The 18,645-nt window shown below is 69.1% G+C and carries 14 protein-coding genes; 8 read left to right on the forward strand and 6 right to left on the reverse strand.

What is annotated here, in order from left to right; translation table 11 throughout:
• The first annotated feature begins 32 nt into the window (after positions 1–32).
• Positions 33–917, forward strand: a complete 885-nt coding sequence (locus OV287_RS39250) for an ATP adenylyltransferase family protein (RefSeq protein WP_267539162.1) — start codon at positions 33–35, stop codon at positions 915–917.
• Between the two features lie 15 nt (positions 918–932).
• Here the strand turns inward: OV287_RS39250 and OV287_RS39255 are convergent, their stop codons facing one another.
• The 3 genes from OV287_RS39255 to OV287_RS39265 are packed head-to-tail and all read right to left on the reverse strand — an operon-like array spanning position 933 to position 3,296.
• Entirely contained in the window at positions 933–1,664 is a 732-nt protein-coding gene (locus OV287_RS39255; protein ID WP_267539163.1) for a hypothetical protein, read from the reverse strand.
• Between the two features lie 41 nt (positions 1,665–1,705).
• Positions 1,706–2,797 (reverse strand): hypothetical protein, encoded by a 1,092-nt coding sequence (locus OV287_RS39260; RefSeq protein ID WP_267539164.1) that lies wholly within the window; start codon positions 2,795–2,797, stop codon positions 1,706–1,708.
• A 31-nt stretch (positions 2,798–2,828) separates the two neighbouring features.
• Entirely contained in the window at positions 2,829–3,296 is a 468-nt protein-coding gene (locus OV287_RS39265) for an MAPEG family protein (protein WP_267539165.1), read from the reverse strand.
• Positions 3,297–3,410: 114 nt separating this feature from the next.
• On the opposite strand from OV287_RS39265, the gene OV287_RS39270 reads away from it, so the two are divergent.
• The 4 genes from OV287_RS39270 (at position 3,411) to OV287_RS39285 (ending at position 7,227) form a co-directional block, all read left to right on the forward strand.
• On the forward strand, positions 3,411–4,586 hold the full coding sequence (locus tag OV287_RS39270) for a hypothetical protein (protein ID WP_267539166.1): 1,176 nt from the start codon (positions 3,411–3,413) through the stop codon (positions 4,584–4,586).
• A 35-nt stretch (positions 4,587–4,621) separates the two neighbouring features.
• Positions 4,622–5,281, forward strand: coding sequence for a recombination-associated protein RdgC (rdgC, locus tag OV287_RS39275; protein ID WP_267542498.1), 660 nt, complete (start codon positions 4,622–4,624; stop codon positions 5,279–5,281).
• A complete protein-coding gene (locus OV287_RS39280; RefSeq protein WP_267539167.1) occupies positions 5,268–5,942 on the forward strand; it encodes a hypothetical protein in 675 nt (224 codons plus the stop codon). The genes rdgC and OV287_RS39280 overlap by 14 nt, the downstream gene beginning before the upstream one ends.
• A gap of 322 nt (positions 5,943–6,264) precedes the next feature.
• Positions 6,265–7,227: a hypothetical protein gene (locus OV287_RS39285; RefSeq protein WP_267539168.1), complete on the forward strand. Its 963-nt coding sequence runs from the start codon at positions 6,265–6,267 to the stop codon at positions 7,225–7,227.
• Positions 7,228–7,295: 68 nt separating this feature from the next.
• Here OV287_RS39285 and OV287_RS39290 read toward each other — a convergent pair whose 3' ends face one another.
• Positions 7,296–9,131: a vWA domain-containing protein gene (locus tag OV287_RS39290; RefSeq protein WP_267539169.1), complete on the reverse strand. Its 1,836-nt coding sequence runs from the start codon at positions 9,129–9,131 to the stop codon at positions 7,296–7,298.
• A 118-nt stretch (positions 9,132–9,249) separates the two neighbouring features.
• Between OV287_RS39290 and OV287_RS39295 the strand changes: the two genes are divergently transcribed.
• Complete coding sequence (locus OV287_RS39295; protein ID WP_267539170.1) at positions 9,250–14,277, forward strand: hypothetical protein; 5,028 nt, start codon at positions 9,250–9,252, stop codon at positions 14,275–14,277.
• A 12-nt stretch (positions 14,278–14,289) separates the two neighbouring features.
• Here OV287_RS39295 and OV287_RS39300 read toward each other — a convergent pair whose 3' ends face one another.
• Positions 14,290–14,973, reverse strand: coding sequence for an RNA polymerase sigma factor (locus OV287_RS39300; protein ID WP_267539171.1), 684 nt, complete (start codon positions 14,971–14,973; stop codon positions 14,290–14,292).
• Between the two features lie 131 nt (positions 14,974–15,104).
• Here OV287_RS39300 and OV287_RS39305 point away from each other — a divergent pair, with 131 nt between their 5' ends.
• Entirely contained in the window at positions 15,105–15,530 is a 426-nt protein-coding gene (locus OV287_RS39305) for a DoxX family protein (RefSeq protein ID WP_267539172.1), read from the forward strand.
• On the opposite strand, the gene OV287_RS39310 is transcribed toward OV287_RS39305, so the two are convergent.
• Positions 15,531–15,983, reverse strand: coding sequence for a class I SAM-dependent methyltransferase (locus tag OV287_RS39310; RefSeq protein WP_267539173.1), 453 nt, complete (start codon positions 15,981–15,983; stop codon positions 15,531–15,533).
• A gap of 360 nt (positions 15,984–16,343) precedes the next feature.
• On the opposite strand from OV287_RS39310, the gene OV287_RS39315 reads away from it, so the two are divergent.
• Positions 16,344–18,629, forward strand: a complete 2,286-nt coding sequence (locus OV287_RS39315) for an RCC1 domain-containing protein (RefSeq protein ID WP_267539174.1) — start codon at positions 16,344–16,346, stop codon at positions 18,627–18,629.
• The last annotated feature ends 16 nt before the right edge of the window (positions 18,630–18,645 follow it).

The following is an 18,645-nucleotide window of genomic DNA, read 5'->3' on the forward strand; positions in this document are numbered from 1 at the left end:
CGAGGCGATTGCCTGCGGTAATCTGCACCTCGATGAGCACGCCTTCCCTCCCCCATGAGCCGTCCCTGCGGCCCGAGGACCTGTGGCCACGGATCATCGCCACGGCCCGGCACGCGCTGGCCACGGGCGCCCTGCAGCCGATCGCCACCGACTGCCAGACCCTCGAGCAGCGGGGAGTCCCCTTCCAGGTGCGCGTGCTCGGCCGGGCACACCTCAAGGACGACCGAGCGAAGCGCGAGAAGCCCCGCGCGGTGCCTTTCGATCCCTTCGAGAACCCGGATCCAGACCTCGTGGTGGGAGGGCTCTCCCCCACGCACCTGTGCCTGCTCAACAAGTTCAACGTCGTCGAGCACCACCTGCTCATCGTGACGCGCGCCTTCGAGGAGCAGGAGTCCCTGCTCACCGCCGCGGACTTCGAGGCGCTCGTGCTCTGCATGGACGGTCTGGACGGGCTGGGCTTCTACAACTCCGGCGAGGTGGCGGGAGCCAGCCAGCCACACAAGCACCTCCAGCTCATCCCCCCGCTCGGCCCCGAGGGTCTGCGGGTTCCCATGGAGAAGGTGCTGTCTCCACCTCCTGCCCGGGGCTCCGTCACCCGGCACCCGGCCCTGGACTTCGCCCATGTGATGACGGGCCTCGGGCCGTGGGAGGCCAACCCCACCAAGGACGGCGCCCGACTGCTGGAGGCCTATCAGTCCCTGCTGGCGGCACTGGGAATCGGACACAAGCTGCCTCCCTACAACCTGCTCACCACGCGGGACTGGATGATGCTGGTGCCGCGCGCGAAGGCCGAGTCCCACGGCATCAACGTCAACGCCATGGGCTTCGCCGGCTCGCTGCTCGTCAAGACCCAGGAGCAGCTCCAGCGGCTCCAGGAGCTGGGACCCCTGGAGCTCCTGAGACAGGTCGCCCCCTGATTCAGAGGCGCCGCGCTACTGCCCGGTCATGAAGCGTCCGTCCTTGCCCAGCGCGAAGCGCGAGGTGCGCTCCAGCTTCACGTCCAGGTAGAGCTGCTTGCCCTTGGGCTTGAGGCTGACCGAGGGCGCCAGGAGCTGGTGCTGGGGCGGCGTGCCCAGAGCAATCCACGTGCGCCACCCGTCGGTGCCCAGCACCACCCACCGTGTCTCCTCCCCTTCCGAGCCCGGAGCCACCACCAGCTTCACCAGGAGGATGGCCAGGCGGCCATCGGGCGACGTCCAGGAGGAGTCCAGCGTGTACTGCGTCTCCGACGACTGCCACGTGGACCAGGTGTTCACCACGCAGTAGCCGTCCGCCTCCGGCCGCAACAGCAGCAGGCCCGCACCACTCTGGAGCGTCACTCCCACCAGCTCCACAGGCCCGTCGGCGAGCGTGAGCTGGGACTGGAAGGAGCTGCGCACCTCGGGAGCCCCCGGAGAGCTCACGAGGCCGAGCTGTGACAACGACACACCTGGTACGAAAGAGCGCGCACCCAGCGTGCGCACAAGGTCCGCCTCCAGCGGCTCGTCCAGGGCGATGCGCTCAGGACACCTCGGCGAAGGCACCCGCGCCTGCTCCTGCACCACCTGCGTCTGGGGCGCCGGAGGCGGCATCATCGCGGCACGCAACTCCGCGCACCCAGTACCCACCAGCACCAATACCCAGACCAGCCGCAGCCGCCCCACAGCCTCGACACCTGCTCGCATCCGTTCTCCTCCGGGACGCCCAAGCCCCCCCGCCGGGCGGCTCAGGCCTCCGTCAGGATACGGTGCCGGTAGAGCTCCAGCAGGATGTCTTCGTGCAGGTCCGCCTGCTTCTCCTTGCGCAGGCGCTCGCGCACGGCCGGCACCGGCTCGCGGCCGGTGAACTCCACGAGGAGCGAGTAGGCCAGCCCGGGCAGCGCGACGGCGTCGTACTCGCTGTAGGCCCCCAGCGCGACGCTCCCATCCGCGAGCCACTTCACCGTGGCCTCGGGGTTGAGCTTGAGCACTCGAGGCAGATCGGGTGCAACCACGTCCCGGAGGCTCTTCTCCAGCACCTTCAGCTCGATGACCCCATCCAGGCCCATGATCTTCTCCACCTGCTCCGGCGACAGGGCGCGGATGGTCTCGAAGCAGGCCCGGTAGAAGGCGTCCTCGCGGCCCGCCCAACCACGCCACAGCGCGGCGTACTCCTTCTCGGGCAGCGGCTTGTCGTCGAGGTCCTCGAGCGTCGGCGTCTCCGCCGGGTCCGGCTTGTCCCTGCCAGCGAGGATGTACTCGGGCAGGTGCTGGAGCACGGCGTAGCGCGAGAGCTGAATCTCCGCGAGCGCCAGGTACGTCTTGAACGTCATCCAGAGCTTCCGCCCGTCTGCGCCCGCCACGTACTTGCAGAAGAACGTGGAGCACACCGCCTCGCGGTAGGGCCAGATGGTGCAGCCGCCCTGCTGCTCCTCGAAATAGGGACAGCGCATGGAGGCCGCCCGACCGAAGAACTGGCGCGAGTTGCGGTAGAGCAGGTTGTAGCGAGCCGACGGGCGGACCCACTGGGGCGTCACGCCCACGTGGCTGGAGATCTTCTCCATGATGCGCCGCCGCCCCTCCCCCAGCTCGTCGCGCGTATCGGAGAGGAGCGCGCCCACCAGGTAGTTGGGCAGCTTGGGGTAGTAGGTGCAGCACTTGGTGTCCGGCCGAAAGAGCCGGCTCACTCCGTCCACTGCCTCGACGGCCCCCGATGCGGAGGACGGGCACATGGCGCAGGAGGAGCACGTGGCCTTCTCCTCGTTGGGAATCTCCTGGCGGAAGAAGCCGGGCAGGAGATCGCGGTAGAGGACCGGCAGGCTGTCGAACATCTGGGGCATGAGCGGGGCTCCTCCGTAGGGGGCGTCTGGCTCAGGCCAGGATGCGGATGATGATCATCACGCTCAGCGTGAACATGGAGAGCGCGCCGACGCCGAAGGTCAGCGAGCGCCACGGCTGCATGCCCTTGATGTAGGCGACGCTGTACACCATCCGGGCGGCGGTGAAGGCGATGAGGCAGATCTGCAGGCCGAGCACCGGCACGCCCAACAGCACGGCGATGAGTCCGACGATGAGGAAGCTCGGAATGTTCTCCAGGTCGTTGCGGTGAGCGCGCAGGACGCGCTCCACCTCGGGGTGCTCGGTGGTCGAGAGCTCGGCGCCGAAGCGAGCCGCGTCCTCGGGGTTCATCGCCACCTTGAGGCGGAGGCGCGTCCTGGCCGTGTAGAAGCCAACGGCGAACATCTTGATGGCGAGGAGGACGGCGCACAGGGCGTAGAGACGGAAGCCCGGGAACCCCAGCAGCAGGTTGGAGGACACATTCGTGAAGAACTCGTTCATGGACCCGGCCATCTACCAGCAGCGTGGGCGTTTGGACAGCCGGGGGGCGGCGTCTCCAGGCGGCCCTCCCCCCTCTGCACAAGGAGCGCACCGCCGGTGTACGGTGCGTCGGACATGCTCTCCCTCCTACTCCTCGTCCTCGCGGCGCAGCCCACGGCTGCTCCCGCCACCGCCAAGGCCCCCACCATGGACCCGGCGTATGTGGCCTATTCCTCGGAACTGGAGCAAGGCATCAACGCCGGGGATGCCTCCATCCTGGACGCGCGCGTCGACGTGGAGAAGCTCCTCGAGCGCGCCACGCGCGACACCTCCGCCCCCCAGGTCTTCAAGGACGGCTTCGCCACGGGCGTGCGCCGCTCGGGCATGCAGTTGGGCAAGCAGCTCGTCGCCTCGCGCGAGGATGAGTCCAGCTTCCGCCTGCTGCGGCTGCGCATGGATGGCGGCGCCCCGCACGCCCTCTACCGCGTCGTCTCCAGCCAGGGCGGCGTCAACTACCTGGACATGGAGCTGGCCAAGAACGCGGACGGCCAGGTCGTCATCGTCGACTTCTACCCCTACATCACCGGCGAGGTCTTCAGCGAGACCATGCGCCGCATGTTCCTCCAGGCTGCCAAGGAGGCCGGCTACAACCTCATGGACAAGCTGATGGGCAAGGAGCAGGAGTTCCTCAAGAACGCCTCCAAGCTGCAGGAGATGCAGCAGCTCACCCAGGAGAAGAAGTTCGCCGAGGTGGTGAAGCTCTACAACGAGTTGCCCCAGTCCCTGCGCCAGAACAAGCCCTTCCTGCTGCTGCGCTTCTCCGCCTCCTCGCAACTGGAAGAGGCCGAGTACCAGAAGGCCATCCAGGACTTCGAGAAGGCCTACCCGAACGATCCCTGCCTGGACCTCATCTCCATTGACGGCCACATGCTGCGCAAGGACTACGCCACGGTCATGAAGATGATTGACCGGCTGGATCAGCGGGTGAAGGACCCCTACCTCCAGTACCTCCGGGGCAGCGTGATGCTGGACAAGGGCGACCGCAAGACGGCCCTGGGCTACTTCAAGGCCGCGGTGACCGCCGAGCCCTCCCTCGCCATGGCCCACTGGGTGCTCATCGGCCTGTCGCTCCAGGACAAGCAGTACAAGGACACCGCCCGCTACCTGGACGCCCTCGAGCGGGACACCAGCGTGGAGCTCGCCGACCTGACGGACCTCGAGCAGTACGCGGGCTTCGTCAAGTCCCCCGAGTACAAGCCCTGGAAGAAGAAGCGCGACGCCCGGATGCAGGCCGCACCAGCAGTACCTTGACGGCAGGGCCCGGCTTGTCCAAGTTGCCGGGCTTCATGCCAGTCCTCAGTGGTGCAGTGACCTTCTCGCGCTTCCGGTCCGAGCCAACCGGAAACGCTCCTTCCGACAAGAAACGCTGGCTCTCCAAGGGCTTGAAGTCCGGGCTCTTCGAGCCCATCGACCTCAAGAAGACCGAGGACGAGCGGGCCGCGGGCTTCGTGGAGCTGGAGAACCATGACTCCACGGAGTTCTCCACCGGCGCCATCCTGTACGGCGACTTCGCGCTGTTCGGCTTCCGCATTGACACCGTCAAGGTGCCCGCGCCGGTGCTGAAGGCCGAGCTGGACAAGTGGGCCACCGCCTTCGAGAAGCAGAACGGCCGCGCCCCCACCCGTGGCGAGAAGGCCGAGAACCGCGCCTCCATCCGCCACATGCTGCGCCAGCGCGCCGTGCCCTCCACCAAGGTGCACGACGTGAGCTGGAACCTGCAGACGCAGCAGGTGCAGATCTGGGCCGCCTCGCGCAAGGCGGTGGATGAGATCCTCCTGGCCCTCGAGACGGCCTTCGAGGTGAAGCTCCAGCCGCTGGTGCCCGCGTCCCTGGCCGCGCGCGCCGGCATCAAGGACGAGGAGCTCGTCCCCACGCCGGAGCTCATCGGCATGGAGATTTCCCACAACGAGATTCCCAGCAGCGAGGTGAGCCATGGGGAAGCGTGAGCAGGCGAGAATCGAAGCGGCCTTCATGCGGGGTGACACCGGCGTCGACGGTGGTGCCACCGAGGAGGACACGCGGGACGAAGCCGAAATCGAACGCGACAAAGCACGCGAGCAACTGCTGCGGGGCCGGGCCTACCTGGGCCGCGAGTTCCTCACCTGGCTGCTGTGGCGCTCGGAGTCGGGCAACGTGCTGGTGGACTTCGAGGGCACGGGCGTCGTCGTCCTCTACACGGGCCGCTGCACCCTGCGCGGCGTCAACGGCGACGTCACCGAGCTGATGGCCCGGGGCGCGCTCGCGCCCTACTCGGAGCAGGTGAAGCACTCCATGGATCGCGGCCTGCTCGTCCACCAGGCCCGGTGGCGCCTCACCCACGGCGAGAAGGTGTACGAAGTGACGCTGGACGCCGAGTTCCTCGACATCCGCGCGGCGAAGCTGCCGGAGCTGATGGCCGAGGAGGAGGATGACCGGCTGCTGGAGCGGCTCTACCTCACCGAGCAGCTCTCCGGGATGGTGGACACGCTGGTGCAGGCCTTCCTCGAGGTGCGCGCCAGCCGCAACTGGAGCAAGAAGGTTGTCCCCGCCATGAAGAGCTGGATGAAGGGCGAGGACGAGGCCCCCAAGGCCACGAAGGTGCAGCTCGCCCGCGCCGCCCGCGGCTGAGCCAACACCCGGGCCCATCCGCACTCATCGGGCGGGCCCCGCTTGCGCCCATGCGCGTATCGCGCCGCAGCCGGATTGCAGGCAGCCGTTCCCGGGCTGCGCTGTCAGGCAACGGACACGCTCTGCCTGGTTGTCCACCACCTCACGGCACATCTCCCGAACAACACACCTTCCCGGAAAGAAACCAGACATCCTGGATTCGGGTTCACCGCCAGCGGCAATTTCTCCTGAGAGAGAACGCGAGCGGCTCCACCCCGTGGGCCCGACAAGCCCATGCCTGGCAGTACGCCATGTCCGCCACGTGACTTGGGGAGGGAAGCACATGGGAGCGACGCATTCGGAGTGCAGCAACCACGAGAGCAGGAAGACGTCATCCCGGCTGTCGAGGACGCTGTACGCCACGGCCGTGCTGCTGCTGGGCGCTAGCGCAGGCTGCGGCCCGATAGAGGAGGAGACCCGCTCCTCGGACCTCGGCACCACGGCGCAGGAGATGGTCACCCTCAACGGCCTGGCCTTCAATGGGCTCGCCTTCAACGGCCTGGCCTTCAATGGGCTCGCCGTCAACGGCCTGGCCTTCAACGGCTTGTCCAACGAGGCCTTCACAGCCTGGTTCGATACGGACCCCGTGATGGCCGACATGCTCATGAAGTACACGATCGCCTGCGCCCTTCAGCCTGGGCTCATCCGCACGTACACGCACGGCAGTACGACCTATACGTGGCACGGTTGGCTGGGGCTGGCACCGGACTGGGCCAGCGGCGCGCAAGCGACCGAGGCCGAGCAGCAGATCATCTCCGCGTGCCTGGCGGCCCACGGCAACAAGTACGGCCAGCGCGTGCTCATCTCCATTCTGGGCAGGAACGCGCAAGGCCAGCCCATCCCCACCTTCTCCTGGGAGAATGACTACTTCCCGGAGCGAGAGGCCTGCTTCTTCGGCAACCTCTTCGCCGGCGAGGGCCTCTACGTGGGCAACGACCGCGGCCGGCTCAGCGAGCGGGAGAGCACCGCACGCGCCTGTGCCCTCTCTGTCGGTGGCAAGGCCACGCACGACGCATGCCCGCCGCTGCTCTATGTCGGAAGCTGCCAGGGCTCGTGCAAGAAGGACCCCACCAACACCTGGTACGAGAGCTGCGAGTACAACGGCACCACCTACCAGCCCCTCACCACGCGGATGCGCAGCGAGGACATCTACCGCTGCGGTGACGGCGTCTGCCAGTTCACCGAGTCGTGCGGGACAGGCAGGAACTATGACAGCTGCCGGCTGGATTGCGGCCGCTGCGACTGAGCCGCCACTTGCGGAACGGGGAGCGAACCCGTGAGCCCGCCCCTCCGCCTGTCCACTCCGTCCCCGCGCTACTGGACGAGCCGGTGGATGTCGCCGCAGGCGATGTAGGAGCTGCCATTGGCGGTGGTGGTGATCTCCTCCACCACGTACAGCACGTTCTCCTCGCGGATGTCGCGCGGGAAGCGGATGTTGAGGTTGGGATCGTACCCGTCCGACACCACGCGGGCGCGCAGCTTGCTGCCCTCCTTGATGCACTGGACGATGACGCCCGTGCCCACGGAGTTCGTGGTGGGCAGGTCCGCCGCCGAGCCCGTCACCTTCGACGCGGTGGGCTTGCCCTTCTTCGCCCCGGTCGTGCCCGCCGGACGCGCCGCGCGCTCCTGCCCCGGTAGCACCAGCCGCTTGATGAGGCCATTGACGCGGTAGAAGGTGCCGTCCCCCGACAGCTCCAGCTTATCCACCACGTACGTGACGCCCTCCTCGCGCGCGCTCCGGGGGAACTGCACGTTGAAGCTCGAGTCATACCCCTCGGAGACGGCGTGGATGCGCAGCTTGCCGCCCTCGTGCACGCACTTGAGGACGATGCCGTTACCCGCGGCGGCCACCGCCTCCAGGCTGTCCGCCGAGCCACCCGCAGTGCCTCGCAGCGCCAGGTCCCCGCGGTTGCGCGTGCCCGCCTGGTAGGACTGATCTCTCAGCTCCTTGCGGATGACGGAGTCGTACTTCCTCGACTCCAAGCGCTGCGCGTAGTGCGCGAGCTGCTCCACCTCCTCGGCGATGTCATAGGAGGCCTTGTCGAGCGTCGCGGACAGCTCGGCAATGGTCTGCCGCAGCCGCTGCGAGGCCGTGGTGAGGTCCCCCTTGTCGGCGAGCTCGACGGCCTGGTCCTTGACGCGTGCGATGCGCAGGCGGTTCGTCTGGGCCAGCACGTTCTTGTCCGCCGACACCGCCGCGGACTCCGAGGCCGAGGCCAGATTGGCGACGATGGGCACCTCGCCGGAGATCTCCCGGATGGCGCCGTCCACCACCGCCTGCGCTCGATACACCAGCGTGGCCAGCGTCACCGGACCGGCCGCTGCCCCCGCGTCCACCGATAGCTCCGCCGCGAGCTGCCGCTCCTCGGTGGAGTACACGTCACCCAGCCCCACCGCGACCTCCTGGCCGCGAGACTCGAAGCGGTAGCGGTTGAGCACGCTCGCCACCTTCACGGTGGGGGCCGGCTTGATCGTCACCTCCAGGTTCTGCGCGAGGATCGAGCCGAGTCCGTCCATCTCAATGCCAAAGACGCCCTCGGCGTCCGTAGGCGACTGGATGTAATAGAAGTGCCCTTCGCCGGCATTCGCCATGCCGATGAGCAGGTCCTCGTTGAAGTTGGAGCCAAAGCCCAGCGTGGTGGTGATGACGCCGGCGGCGGACTTCTCCCGGGCCGTGGAGATGAGCGTCTCGGGATTCGTGATGCCCTCGTTGGCCTGCCCGTCCGTCAGCAGCAGCACGCGGTTGATGCGCTCGCTGGCCTTGTTGGCGTTCACGTGCTCCACGCCCTTGAGCCAGCCGCCACAGAGGTTGGTGCAGCCGCCCGCCCGGACACTGGAGAGTACCGAGCCGATGGCCGCCTTGTCGGTGACGCGCACGGGCGCGAGTACGGAGGACACCTTGTCGTCATACGTGACAATGGAGAGCCAGTCCTCGGGCCCCATCCGCTCCACGAGCTGCCGCGAGGCCTGGAGGGCGTACTTGAGCGGAGCTCCCGCCATGGAGCCGGAGCGATCGATAACGAGGCTCAGGTTGAGCGAGCGCTTCGAGGCCGCCGCCGGGGCCTCCGCCTTGAACGACACCAGCAGGTCGATCTTCGAGGAAGTACCGACGGGAAGCACCGGGCGGCTCAACGTGTAGGAAGCCTTCATGGACAGGCCCTTTCGAGAAAGAGGCGAAACAGCCTAGTCTTACCCACTGTCATGCGTCACCCCGGGCCTACCCGCCCTGCCACGTCGGACGCATGCGCTAGGGAACATGGGGACCCCAATGATCTGCCTGGTCTGTGCCGAGCTCCGCGAGGAGGAGACCAGGGACACGTGTCCGGACTGCGGTGCCGTGCTCGAGCCCGCGACTCGGGCCCACGTGGACAGGCTCGTCCGGGAGAAGCTACAGCGGCGGATCGCCGACTGGCAGGCCACGCGGTTGCTCGATCCATCCACCGCCTCCCGCCTCTCCGAGTCCCTCTACGGCGCGGCCGTGAGCGCCGCCGTCGCGGTGCCGCTGCTGGAGGATGCGAGCACCCTGGAGCAGAAGGCCGACGCGCTCGCCGGGAAGCTCGAGGAGCTAGAGGACTGGCGTCCCACCTGGGGCCAGGCGTTCTTCCAAGCGCTCGAGAGGGCGGCACGCGAGGAGCGTGAAGCCGAGTCCCGCTCGCATACCCAGGAGGAGGGAATCGGCCTCGCGTCGGACTCGGGGCAGGCGATCTTCCAGCGTGCGGACACGGGCGCGCTCGGGGGCGGGCTGGATGCCATGGTGGCGCTCGATGAGTCCGCGAGCGGCGCGGCGCCCAAGCTGCACGAGTACGTGTGGTGGTTCCTCGGCGCGGTGCTGGTGCTCGGCGGCTCCCTCATGGGCGTGCGCGAGGCCTGGCGCGCGCTCGGCGGCGTGCCGCGGCAGCTGCTCGTCACGGGCGCCCTCTTCGCCTACCACGCGGCCTTCATCGGACTCGGGGTGCTGCTCGCCCGGCGCTCGGCCTCGGCCGGACGTGTGCTCGCGAGCATCGGCATCGCGCTGCTGCCCGTCGTCTTCGTTGCGCTCTCCTCCCTGGTGGGACTGGCCCCAGTCATGGGATGGCCTGCCTCGGCCGGAGTCGCCGCACTGACCCTGCTCACCCTGAGGCCCACGGGACGTCTGCTGTACGGTGTCTCCACGGTGTCCCTCGGGGTGGCGCTGCTGCCCTCGCTGCTGGCCGGACTGCCCTTGATGGGAATGGAGGAGGCGCCCTGGACGCGCACCCTCTGTGCCTTTGCTGGCGTAGCGGCCGTCGGGGCCTCGGCGTGGAGAGCCCGCCAGGAAAAGGCCCAGGCCGGGCTCTCCGTCCTGACCACGAGCCTTTATGGAGCGGCCGCCCTGGCCGTCTTCACCGTCGCGAGCGCGCCGTCTGGCTTCGAGGCCCTCTACCCAGGAAGCCCACTCTTCGCGGGGATGACCCTCTGGGCGATGGCGCTCGCCGCGGTGATGGCGAGCGTGGGGAGCCAGTCCTCGGCGCGCGAGGCCCATCCTCAGGTGGCGCCCGTGGTGGAGACGGTCGCGCACGCGCTGGTGACCTGTGGAGCCCTCGCCTCGGCGCTCGCGGCCTTCTCCGTGCAGCCCGGGGTGGAGCCCTGGGTGGACCTCGCCTCGGCCCTCACGCCCATGGGGGCGGCGCTGACCTTCTTCCTGCTCGAGCCCCGGCGCCGGGCCCTCGTCCATCCGGCCGTGCTGGCCCTGTCCCTGTCCAGCGTCCTCCTGGGCCGGCTGATGATGCCCTTCGAGCCGCGCTGGTGGATGGTGGGCATCGCCGCAGTGGGAGCGGGTCTGCTGGGCGTGGCCCGCCTGCTCGGACAACGCACCCTCCGCGACTGGCTGCTCGGCTGGGGCGCGTTGCTCTCGCTGCTCTCGCTGCCGCTGACCTCGTACGCCGTCACGGACTGGGGCTCCGGTACCCGATGGCCCGAGGTCGCCGCGAGCACGTTGGTGGCCGTAGCCGCACACCTCACGGGCGGGTATCGCTGGCGCGGCCTGCACTACCTGGGAGGCCTCGTCGTCGTCTTCGGGACCTTCGGCCTCGTCGGCGCCACCGTGGTGGACGCACAGGCCTGGGCGGTGCTGTCCGCGCTCACCGTGGTGGCGGGACTCTACGGCGTAGCGGGGCTCCTCCAGGAAGCGTGGATGCGCCGGCATGGGAAGACGGACGAGCTCCTGCCCCTGGATGACCTCTCGCTCGGCGTGGCCGTGCTGGCGGTTCTCCTCGCCTTCCCCCGGGTGCAACCCGGCTTCGACGGGGAAGCCTTCCTGCCGCTCCGCTTCATCCGCCCCGGTGACCTCCCCCTGCCGCTCGCGATCGGCTGCGCGCCGACCCTCCTCGCCTCGGTGCTCCTGCTGTTGCGCGTGAGACGGGATCGCAGCCGGCTCGTCAGCGTCCTGGCCGCATGGGGTCTCGCGCACTCGGCCGTGCAGTTCTTCGTGCACCGGGATGACGGAGACTTCGTCGGCCGCGCCCTGCTCCTCGCGAGCCTGGCGCTCGGCTTCTCCGCCATCGCGACGCTGCGTGGACGCGGGCACGAAGCGCCCACGCCAGCCCCGCGAGGCCGGCGGCTGATCGGATGGATCCGACTGCCCTTCGCCGAGTCGGGACGCACGCTCTACACCGATGGCTTCGCCGCCGTGTCGGTCGTGGGAGTCGCGCTCACCGTCATCCTCCTCTCGAACTGGATGCAGTCCCCGACGGAGACCGAGCGCTCCAGGGCTGTGCTCGCGAGTGCCTTGCTCACGGGCGGGGCGATGCTCGCCTTCCTCTCGCGTGGCTTCGTCACGTGGCGCCTGCGCGGCTCGGTGGGAGTGCTCGCCGCTGCTGGCCTCTTCATCGCCTTCACGGCGATGCTCAACCGCGCTGGGCGCCCGCTCCCGCCTGACGTGACCGCCCTGCGCCTCCCGCTCATCGGCGTGGGAGTCTGGCTGCTGGCGCTCGCCACGCGGCGCTTCGGGCCATGGCTCGCGCGCAGATTGGAAAACGAGCCCCACGGTCGGCTCTACCACTTCGTTCCGCACGCTGGGGTGGCTGCCCTGGGCGTGGTGCTCCTGGTAGGGGCATGGAATGCCGGCGGGCCCCACTTCTCCCGTGCGCTGACGGTGGTTCCTCCGCTCATGCCGCTGGGCGCCGCGCTGATGGCGCTGCTGCTCGCTTTCTCCTTCCGGGCTCCGGCACTCGCCAACCTGGGATTTCTCCTGGGACTCCCGGGGGCAGTGTTGTGGGCGGTCCATCGCACCGTGCTCGGACATGCGCTGGTGGCGACGCAGCCTCCGGGTGGGCAGTGGGTACGCGCTGAGTTCCAGCAGGCAGCCCAGGCCAGCTACTGGCTCGCGTCCGAGGCGTGGCTGGCCGCTGGGGAGACCGTCTCCCAACTGTGGTACCGCGCCTTCATGGGCATCGCCGCCGCGGGCCTCGCGTATGCCGGCGCGGGGCTGGTGCTGGGCCCGGTGGGAAAAGCCTCCAGTGTCCTGCAGAGACTCCTGTTCGCGGAGTCCGACATCCTCGCCTTCGGCCCCCGGCTCCTGCAGGCGCTGCACCGCTGGTCGGGCATCGCCGCATGGCTCGTCTTCATGGCGGCATTCCTCCAGCCTGGGCTGGAAGCCGCCGTGCTCACCTTCGGCGCCGGGCTGCTGCTGCTCGCGGTCCGGGCGCGGCCCCAGGGGCGAGTGGTGCCGGGCCTTGGCCTCCTCCTGGTCATCCACGCCCTGGCGCATCGCGAGCCCACCGTGGGCACATGGCCTGGCCCCGTGCTCGCCCTCGCGGGGCTGGGCGCGGTGGCGCTGAGCCCGTGGTTGGCGCGCAGGCGGGGGCTCGATGAGGGCCAGGCTCGCGCTCGTGCCCAGTTGGGCGCGATATTCTACGCCTTGAACGCGGCGATGTACGCGCTGGCCAGCGGTGGCCGCACTCACTCTGAGGTGGCCGTCCCCTACCTCCTGCTCTCGGCCGTGGAAGGTCTCGGCGGAGCGTGGACGCAGTCAGTGGCCCTCCCCCTCACCACGGCACTCGGTGCCGCCACGCTGTTCATCGGTGCGACCCAGTGGAAGGGGGCACTGTCGCGACTTGGGGCGGGATGGGCCACGACGCTGGCGGGGCTCGCCGCGCTGACCGGCCTGCTGGTGGCGCTCGTCGCGAGCGCGACAGGGGCCTGGGAGAAGCCGACGTACGAGGCCTTGCTCACATTGCACGGTCCGGCCTTGGCGCTCTGCGCGGCGGGAGTGGCGGCACTTGCGCACGCGGCCAATCGCCAACTCCGTCAAAGACGCGAGGATCTTGCACGGGGGCTCGCCTGGGGCAGGGACCTATGGCTCATCTCGACGGGTGGGCTGCTCGCACTGGCGGCTGCATGGATGAGCACGCCGGACGAGCGGGCACTCCCGCTGGCGGGCTCGGCCATTGCCCTGGCGGTGGCGGTGTCGCTGCATTGCGCGTGGCGCGAGCTGACGGGCCGGCACGTGTACTTCGTGCAGGTGGCGGTGGTGGGCGTGTACGCGCTCGTGAGGGCCCTCTATGCCAGGGACCTGCGCCCCGAACACGATGCCCTCTTCGCCCTGGTGCTCGGCTTCGCACTGGTGGGAGTGACGGTGCTGGCACGGCGGGCGGGGATTGCGCCGGTGGAGCAGGCAACCCGCCGGTTCGCGGCGCTGCTGCCGGTGGGCATGGCGCTGGTGCTGCCCGGCGAGGCCACGCAGGAGGCCGCGCTGCTGGCGGGTGGCTCGGGCCTCCTGTACGCGGCCCTGGGCGCGGTGGAGCGCAGCCGGCTGTTCGGCTCACTCGCGGCCACGGCCTGCAATGCGGCGCTGCTCATCGGCGCGCTCTCCCAGGACATGGAGGGCCTTGAAATCTACCTGGCGCCGCTCGGTCTGCTGCTGTTGATGCTGGGCCAGCTCTTCACGAGCAGCCTGCCGCGAGCGGCGAGGAACGCGGTACGCATCCTGGGAGGCCTGCTGCTGTACGTACCCGCGGCGGCGAAGCTGACGCTGCAGATTGGCCAGGCGGCGGACGGCACCTATGCCTTCGTGTTCGGCGCGGCGTGCCTCCTGGGTGTGGCGGCCGGCATGGTCCTGCACATCCGGGCCTACCTTGCCCTGGGGACGCTGTTCCTCACGCTGGACGTGGCGGCTACGCTCGTGCACGCCGGGTTGAGGGACCACCGCATCGGCTTCGTGGTGATGACGCTCACCGGCCTGTCCATCGTGGGCGGCCGGGTGTTCGCCACCCTGCGCCGCCAGGAGCTGGACCGGTGGCTCCGGGGCGTGCGCGTCGCGCTCAAGGGCTGGGATTGAGCCGCCGGGCCGTCAGTGCGTCCCGAGCCGCGCCATCACCGCGGCCACCACGCGGTCGCAACGTGGAGCCTGGAAGGAGAACACCTCCTCGAGCTGACCACCGAGCCGGGTCTCCAGCTCGTCCCGGAGGAGCGCCCGGGCCCGGTGGAGCCGGGTCCTCACCACGTCCTGGCTGACCGACAGCACCTCGGCGGTCTCCGCCGTCGACAACCCGTCCACCTCCCGCAGCATGAGCACCATCCGGTAGGGGGCCGGCAGCGTGTCGATGGTGGCCTCCAGGAGCCGGACGAACTCGCGCTCTGAGGTCTGCCGCTCGGGGTCGGGCGTGTTTCGTTCCACCAGCTTCATGCCTGCCTCCAGCTCATCGTCCGAACCTCCATCGATGGCGACCAGCCGGCGCCTCTTCCGCAAATGCAGCAGCGCCTCGTTCACCGCGATGCGGATGAGCCACGTCGAGAACTTCGCGCTGCCCTTGAACTGGTCCAGGTGCGTGAACGCGAGCACGTAGGCCTGCTGCATCACGTCCTCGGCCTCGTCCTCGTCCCGCAGCAGCGCGCGCACGGCCCGATATACCCGTGCGTTGTACCGGCGCATCAGCACCTCGAACAGCGCCGTCTCTCCCTCCGCCACACGGCGGACGAGCTCCTCATCGGATGGCGAGCCCATGGCCGCCTGTCTGGTTGCCTGTTCTGTCATCGTCTCCATACGAATGAGATGCGTCGAGCGGCCAGAACGTGACAGCCCCCCCGGCGTGTCACCTTTTGCCGCCCTCGTGACTCCCATTCCAAGGCAGCAACGGTGCTGCCCGAGGATGAGAGGTCATCGACATGGATAGCCGTCTGAACCAGTCCTGGTGGGCCCTGAAGCTCGCGTTTGGCGTGGTGCCGATCGTCGCGGGGATCGACAAGTTCTTCAACCTGTTGACGGACTGGGAGCAGTACCTCAGTCCCATCGTCTCCCGCGTCGTTCCCGCCAGCACCTTCATGCACGCGGTGGGAATCATCGAGATCGCCGCGGGCCTCCTGGTGCTGTCGAAGCTGACGCGCGTGGGCGCCTACATCGTCTCGGCATGGCTGGTGGGCATTGCCCTGAATCTGCTCACCACGGGGAAGTACTTCGACATCGCAGCGAGGGACCTGGTGATGGCGGTGGGGGCCTACACCCTGGCACGCCTGTCGGAGGTACGGGCGCCCGCCTCCGAGCAGCAGCGGCGCCGGGCCGAGACACTGAGACCCGCCCGGAGCCACGCGTAGCTACCGGACCGGGAAGTCCCCGAGGACGACGCGGGCCCGGCCCTCCATGGGGAGCTCATGCTCCGCCACGTGAGGAAAGCCGAGCTCGCGCGCCAGGTCCGCCAGGTACCTCCGCCACGGGTTGTACGGCATGCTGTTGTCCGAGCAGCACGGCACCACTGCGAAGGGCAGCCGGTGCTTCGCCGCGTACTCGATGATGATCCGCGTGGCCCCATCCGGGTGCATGCCCACGAGCAGGTTGCACTCGCACGGCTCCTCCAGCGTGAACATGCGCTGCTCGTAGCGGACGGGCAGGTGCTTGTGGCGCAGATCGAAGGTGGTGACCGTGCGGCCCAGCCGGGACAGGGCCTCGTTCAACCGGCCCTGCCCTCCCGCGATGTCGTAGATGCGCGGAGCGGGGAAGCGCTCGGTGATGAACTGGGCGAAGAGATCGAAGCGGCGCTTGTCGGCCATGCCGCCTCTCTACACCAGGTCCGGCCTCCCGGATTCCCTCATGAGCGGCGCGGAGTCCGTGGAGGCCGCTCAGCCAGCGGACAACCCGGCTCACGGGCCCTGGCGACAAATCCGGTCACACGCCCGGACAAAATTCGTCATCGCTCCCCTGCCAGGCAGACAGGCGGCCGGTGATTCCAGGGGTTTGCACCAATCCAGACATTGGCATGCCAACTGCTACTGGCCCGGAGCCCGAGGCCTCGGCCATCTCCCGATGAGCGATGAGCCTGGGTCCAAAGCCACACGGCCGCGAACGAGCACGCGCTCGTAGGGCACCACCATGCCAACGAAAAGGAATACACCCAGATGAGAGCTCTATGGATGGCATTGCTCACGGCCGTCATGATGACCGGCTGTGGTACCGGGGAAGAACAGCCGTTGCGGCACCCGGCGGCACCACCCCTCTCGCGCGCCGCCCTCGAGGACCCGGGCCTTGCCGGACGGGCATGGGACGCGCCCCTCCGAGACGTGCTCGCGGCCGGTAGAGGCCATTCCCTGGCGCTGGATGCGGATGGCGCCGTCTGGGCCTGGGGCTACAACCACTTCGGCCAGCTCGGAGATGGGACGCTCCGCAACCGCTCCCTGCCGGTGAAGTTGACGGGCCTCGAGCAGATGAAGTCCGTCGTGGCCGGCCCCCAGCACACGCTGGCCCTGCGCGAGGACGGCACCGTCTGGGGCTGGGGTGAGAACCAGAGGGGCCAGCTCGGACGGCCCTCCAGCTTCGACCCCGACCCCGTCCCGGCGCAGGTGCCGGGCCTCACGGGCGTCGTGGCCCTCGCAACGAGCACCACCCACTCCCTGGCATTGCGCGAGGACGGCACCGTCTGGTCCTGGGGTGACAACCAGCGGGGCCAGCTCGGGGATGGCACGGGGGTGGGCCGGTACACCCCAGCCCCCGTGCCGGGCCTCACGGGCATCGTGGCCCTCTCGGCTCGTGGGGAATACTCCCTGGCCCTGCGCACGGATGGAACTGTCTGGTCCTGGGGTAGCAACCAATCAGGCCAGCTCGGGCGGCCCGAGAGCTACAACCCCAACCCCACCCCGGAGCAGGTACCGGGCCTCACGGGCGTCGTGGCCCTCTCGGCGGGTGAATACCATGTCCTGGCGCTGCACACGGACGGCACCGTCTGGTCCTGGGGTGATAACAGCAACGGCCAGCTCGGGCGAACCACCGAATTCGCCAATGACTCCACCCCGGTGCAGGTGCCAGGGCTCACGCACGTGGCCGGGCTCGCCGCGGGCAGCCACTTCTCCCTGGCGCTCCGCAAGAATGGGACCGTCTGGGCCTGGGGTGGCAACACCAGCGGCCAGCTCACGCCGCGGCAGGTGGAGGGGGTGAAACACGTGATCGCCCTGGTGGCGGGCGCTCACCCCCTGGTGATGAGCAAGAACGGCATCGTCTGGGCCTGGGGTAGCAACGGTGCCGGCGAGCTGGGGACCGGGACGGATCTCCGTCCCACGCCCGTGCAGGTGCAGGGCCTCTCGAACGCGATGAACGTCACCGCCGGCAGGTCGCATTTCCTGACACTGCGCACGGACGGCACCGTTTGGGGCTGGGGCGCCAACTGGCAGGGTCAGCTCGGGGATGGGAGTCGGACCCAGCGGGCCAGTCCCGTGCAGGTACAGAATCTCTCGGAAGTGGTGGCCATCTCGGCCGGCACCTCTCACTCCCTGGCGCTGCGCGCGGACGGCACCGTCTGGGGCTGGGGCGATGACTTCCGCGGCCAGCTCGGCGGACACGGCACCGGGTCCCAGACCACTCCGGTGCGGGTGCCGGGTCTCACGGACGTCGTAGCCATCAGGGCCGCTGGCGCCCATTCCCTGGCGCTGCGCGCGGACGGCACCGTCTGGGCCTGGGGAGCGAACACGTATGGCCAACTCGGGCGGCCCGCCAACTACGCCGCCAATCCCACTCCGGCGCAGGTGCCGGGCCTCACGGACGTGGTGGCCCTCGCGAGTGGCGATTACTACGTCCTGGCGCTGCGCGCGGACGGCACCGTCTGGGGTTGGGGCACCAACTCGACGGGCCAACTCGGACGGCCAGCCAACTACGCCGCCAATCCCATCCCGGCGCAGGTGCCGGGCCTCACGGGCGTGGTGGCGCTCTCGGCGTATGAGCATGTCCTGGCGCTGCGCGAGGACGGAACCGTCTGGGCCTGGGGCGCCAACTGGCAGGGTCAGCTCGGGGATGGCACGAGGGTGACCCGGCACACCCCGGCCCCCGTGCCAAGTCTCACGGAAGTGAAGGACATCACCGCGGCCTCGGGCAACTCCCTGGTGGTGCGCCAGGACGGCACGGTCTGGGGATTCGGCACCAATGACTACCTCCAAGTGGCCAACACGGAGCAGTCCAGCTACCTCACCCCCGTACAGCGTCCGGACCTCGCGGGGGTAACGGCACTCGCGTCGGGCGGGGGCACCGTCGTGGCGCTGCGCGAGGACGGCACCCTCATGGCCTGGGGCAGCAACGCGAACGACAAGATCGGCGACGGAGTGTCGAGCTTCCACGCCACCCCAACCCGCGTGCGCCTGCCCTGCCGCTTCACGGGAATGCCCTCCCGCGACCACCGCGCCTCGGAAGCAAGGCACTGCCCGGCCACGCCCTGAGCGCCCATCGGGAGCC

This window comes from Archangium lansingense (genome assembly GCF_026626635.1).
GTDB classification, from domain to species: Bacteria; Myxococcota; Myxococcia; order Myxococcales; family Myxococcaceae; genus Archangium; species Archangium lansingense.

Coding starts and splice junctions, on each gene's coding strand:
- OV287_RS39300 (WP_267539171.1), bottom strand. CDS start 14,973: ATGACAGAACAGGCAACCAGACAGGCGGCCATGGGCTCGCCATCCGAT.
- OV287_RS39310 (WP_267539173.1), bottom strand. CDS start 15,983: ATGGCCGACAAGCGCCGCTTCGATCTCTTCGCCCAGTTCATCACCGAG.
- OV287_RS39260 (WP_267539164.1), bottom strand. CDS start 2,797: ATGCCCCAGATGTTCGACAGCCTGCCGGTCCTCTACCGCGATCTCCTG.
- OV287_RS39250 (WP_267539162.1), top strand. CDS start 33: ATGAGCACGCCTTCCCTCCCCCATGAGCCGTCCCTGCGGCCCGAGGAC.
- OV287_RS39315 (WP_267539174.1), top strand. CDS start 16,344: ATGGCATTGCTCACGGCCGTCATGATGACCGGCTGTGGTACCGGGGAA.
- OV287_RS39285 (WP_267539168.1), top strand. CDS start 6,265: ATGGGAGCGACGCATTCGGAGTGCAGCAACCACGAGAGCAGGAAGACG.
- OV287_RS39280 (WP_267539167.1), top strand. CDS start 5,268: ATGGGGAAGCGTGAGCAGGCGAGAATCGAAGCGGCCTTCATGCGGGGT.
- OV287_RS39265 (WP_267539165.1), bottom strand. CDS start 3,296: ATGAACGAGTTCTTCACGAATGTGTCCTCCAACCTGCTGCTGGGGTTC.
- OV287_RS39305 (WP_267539172.1), top strand. CDS start 15,105: ATGGATAGCCGTCTGAACCAGTCCTGGTGGGCCCTGAAGCTCGCGTTT.
- OV287_RS39270 (WP_267539166.1), top strand. CDS start 3,411: ATGCTCTCCCTCCTACTCCTCGTCCTCGCGGCGCAGCCCACGGCTGCT.
- OV287_RS39290 (WP_267539169.1), bottom strand. CDS start 9,131: ATGAAGGCTTCCTACACGTTGAGCCGCCCGGTGCTTCCCGTCGGTACT.
- OV287_RS39255 (WP_267539163.1), bottom strand. CDS start 1,664: ATGCGAGCAGGTGTCGAGGCTGTGGGGCGGCTGCGGCTGGTCTGGGTA.
- rdgC (WP_267542498.1), top strand. CDS start 4,622: ATGCCAGTCCTCAGTGGTGCAGTGACCTTCTCGCGCTTCCGGTCCGAG.
- OV287_RS39295 (WP_267539170.1), top strand. CDS start 9,250: ATGATCTGCCTGGTCTGTGCCGAGCTCCGCGAGGAGGAGACCAGGGAC.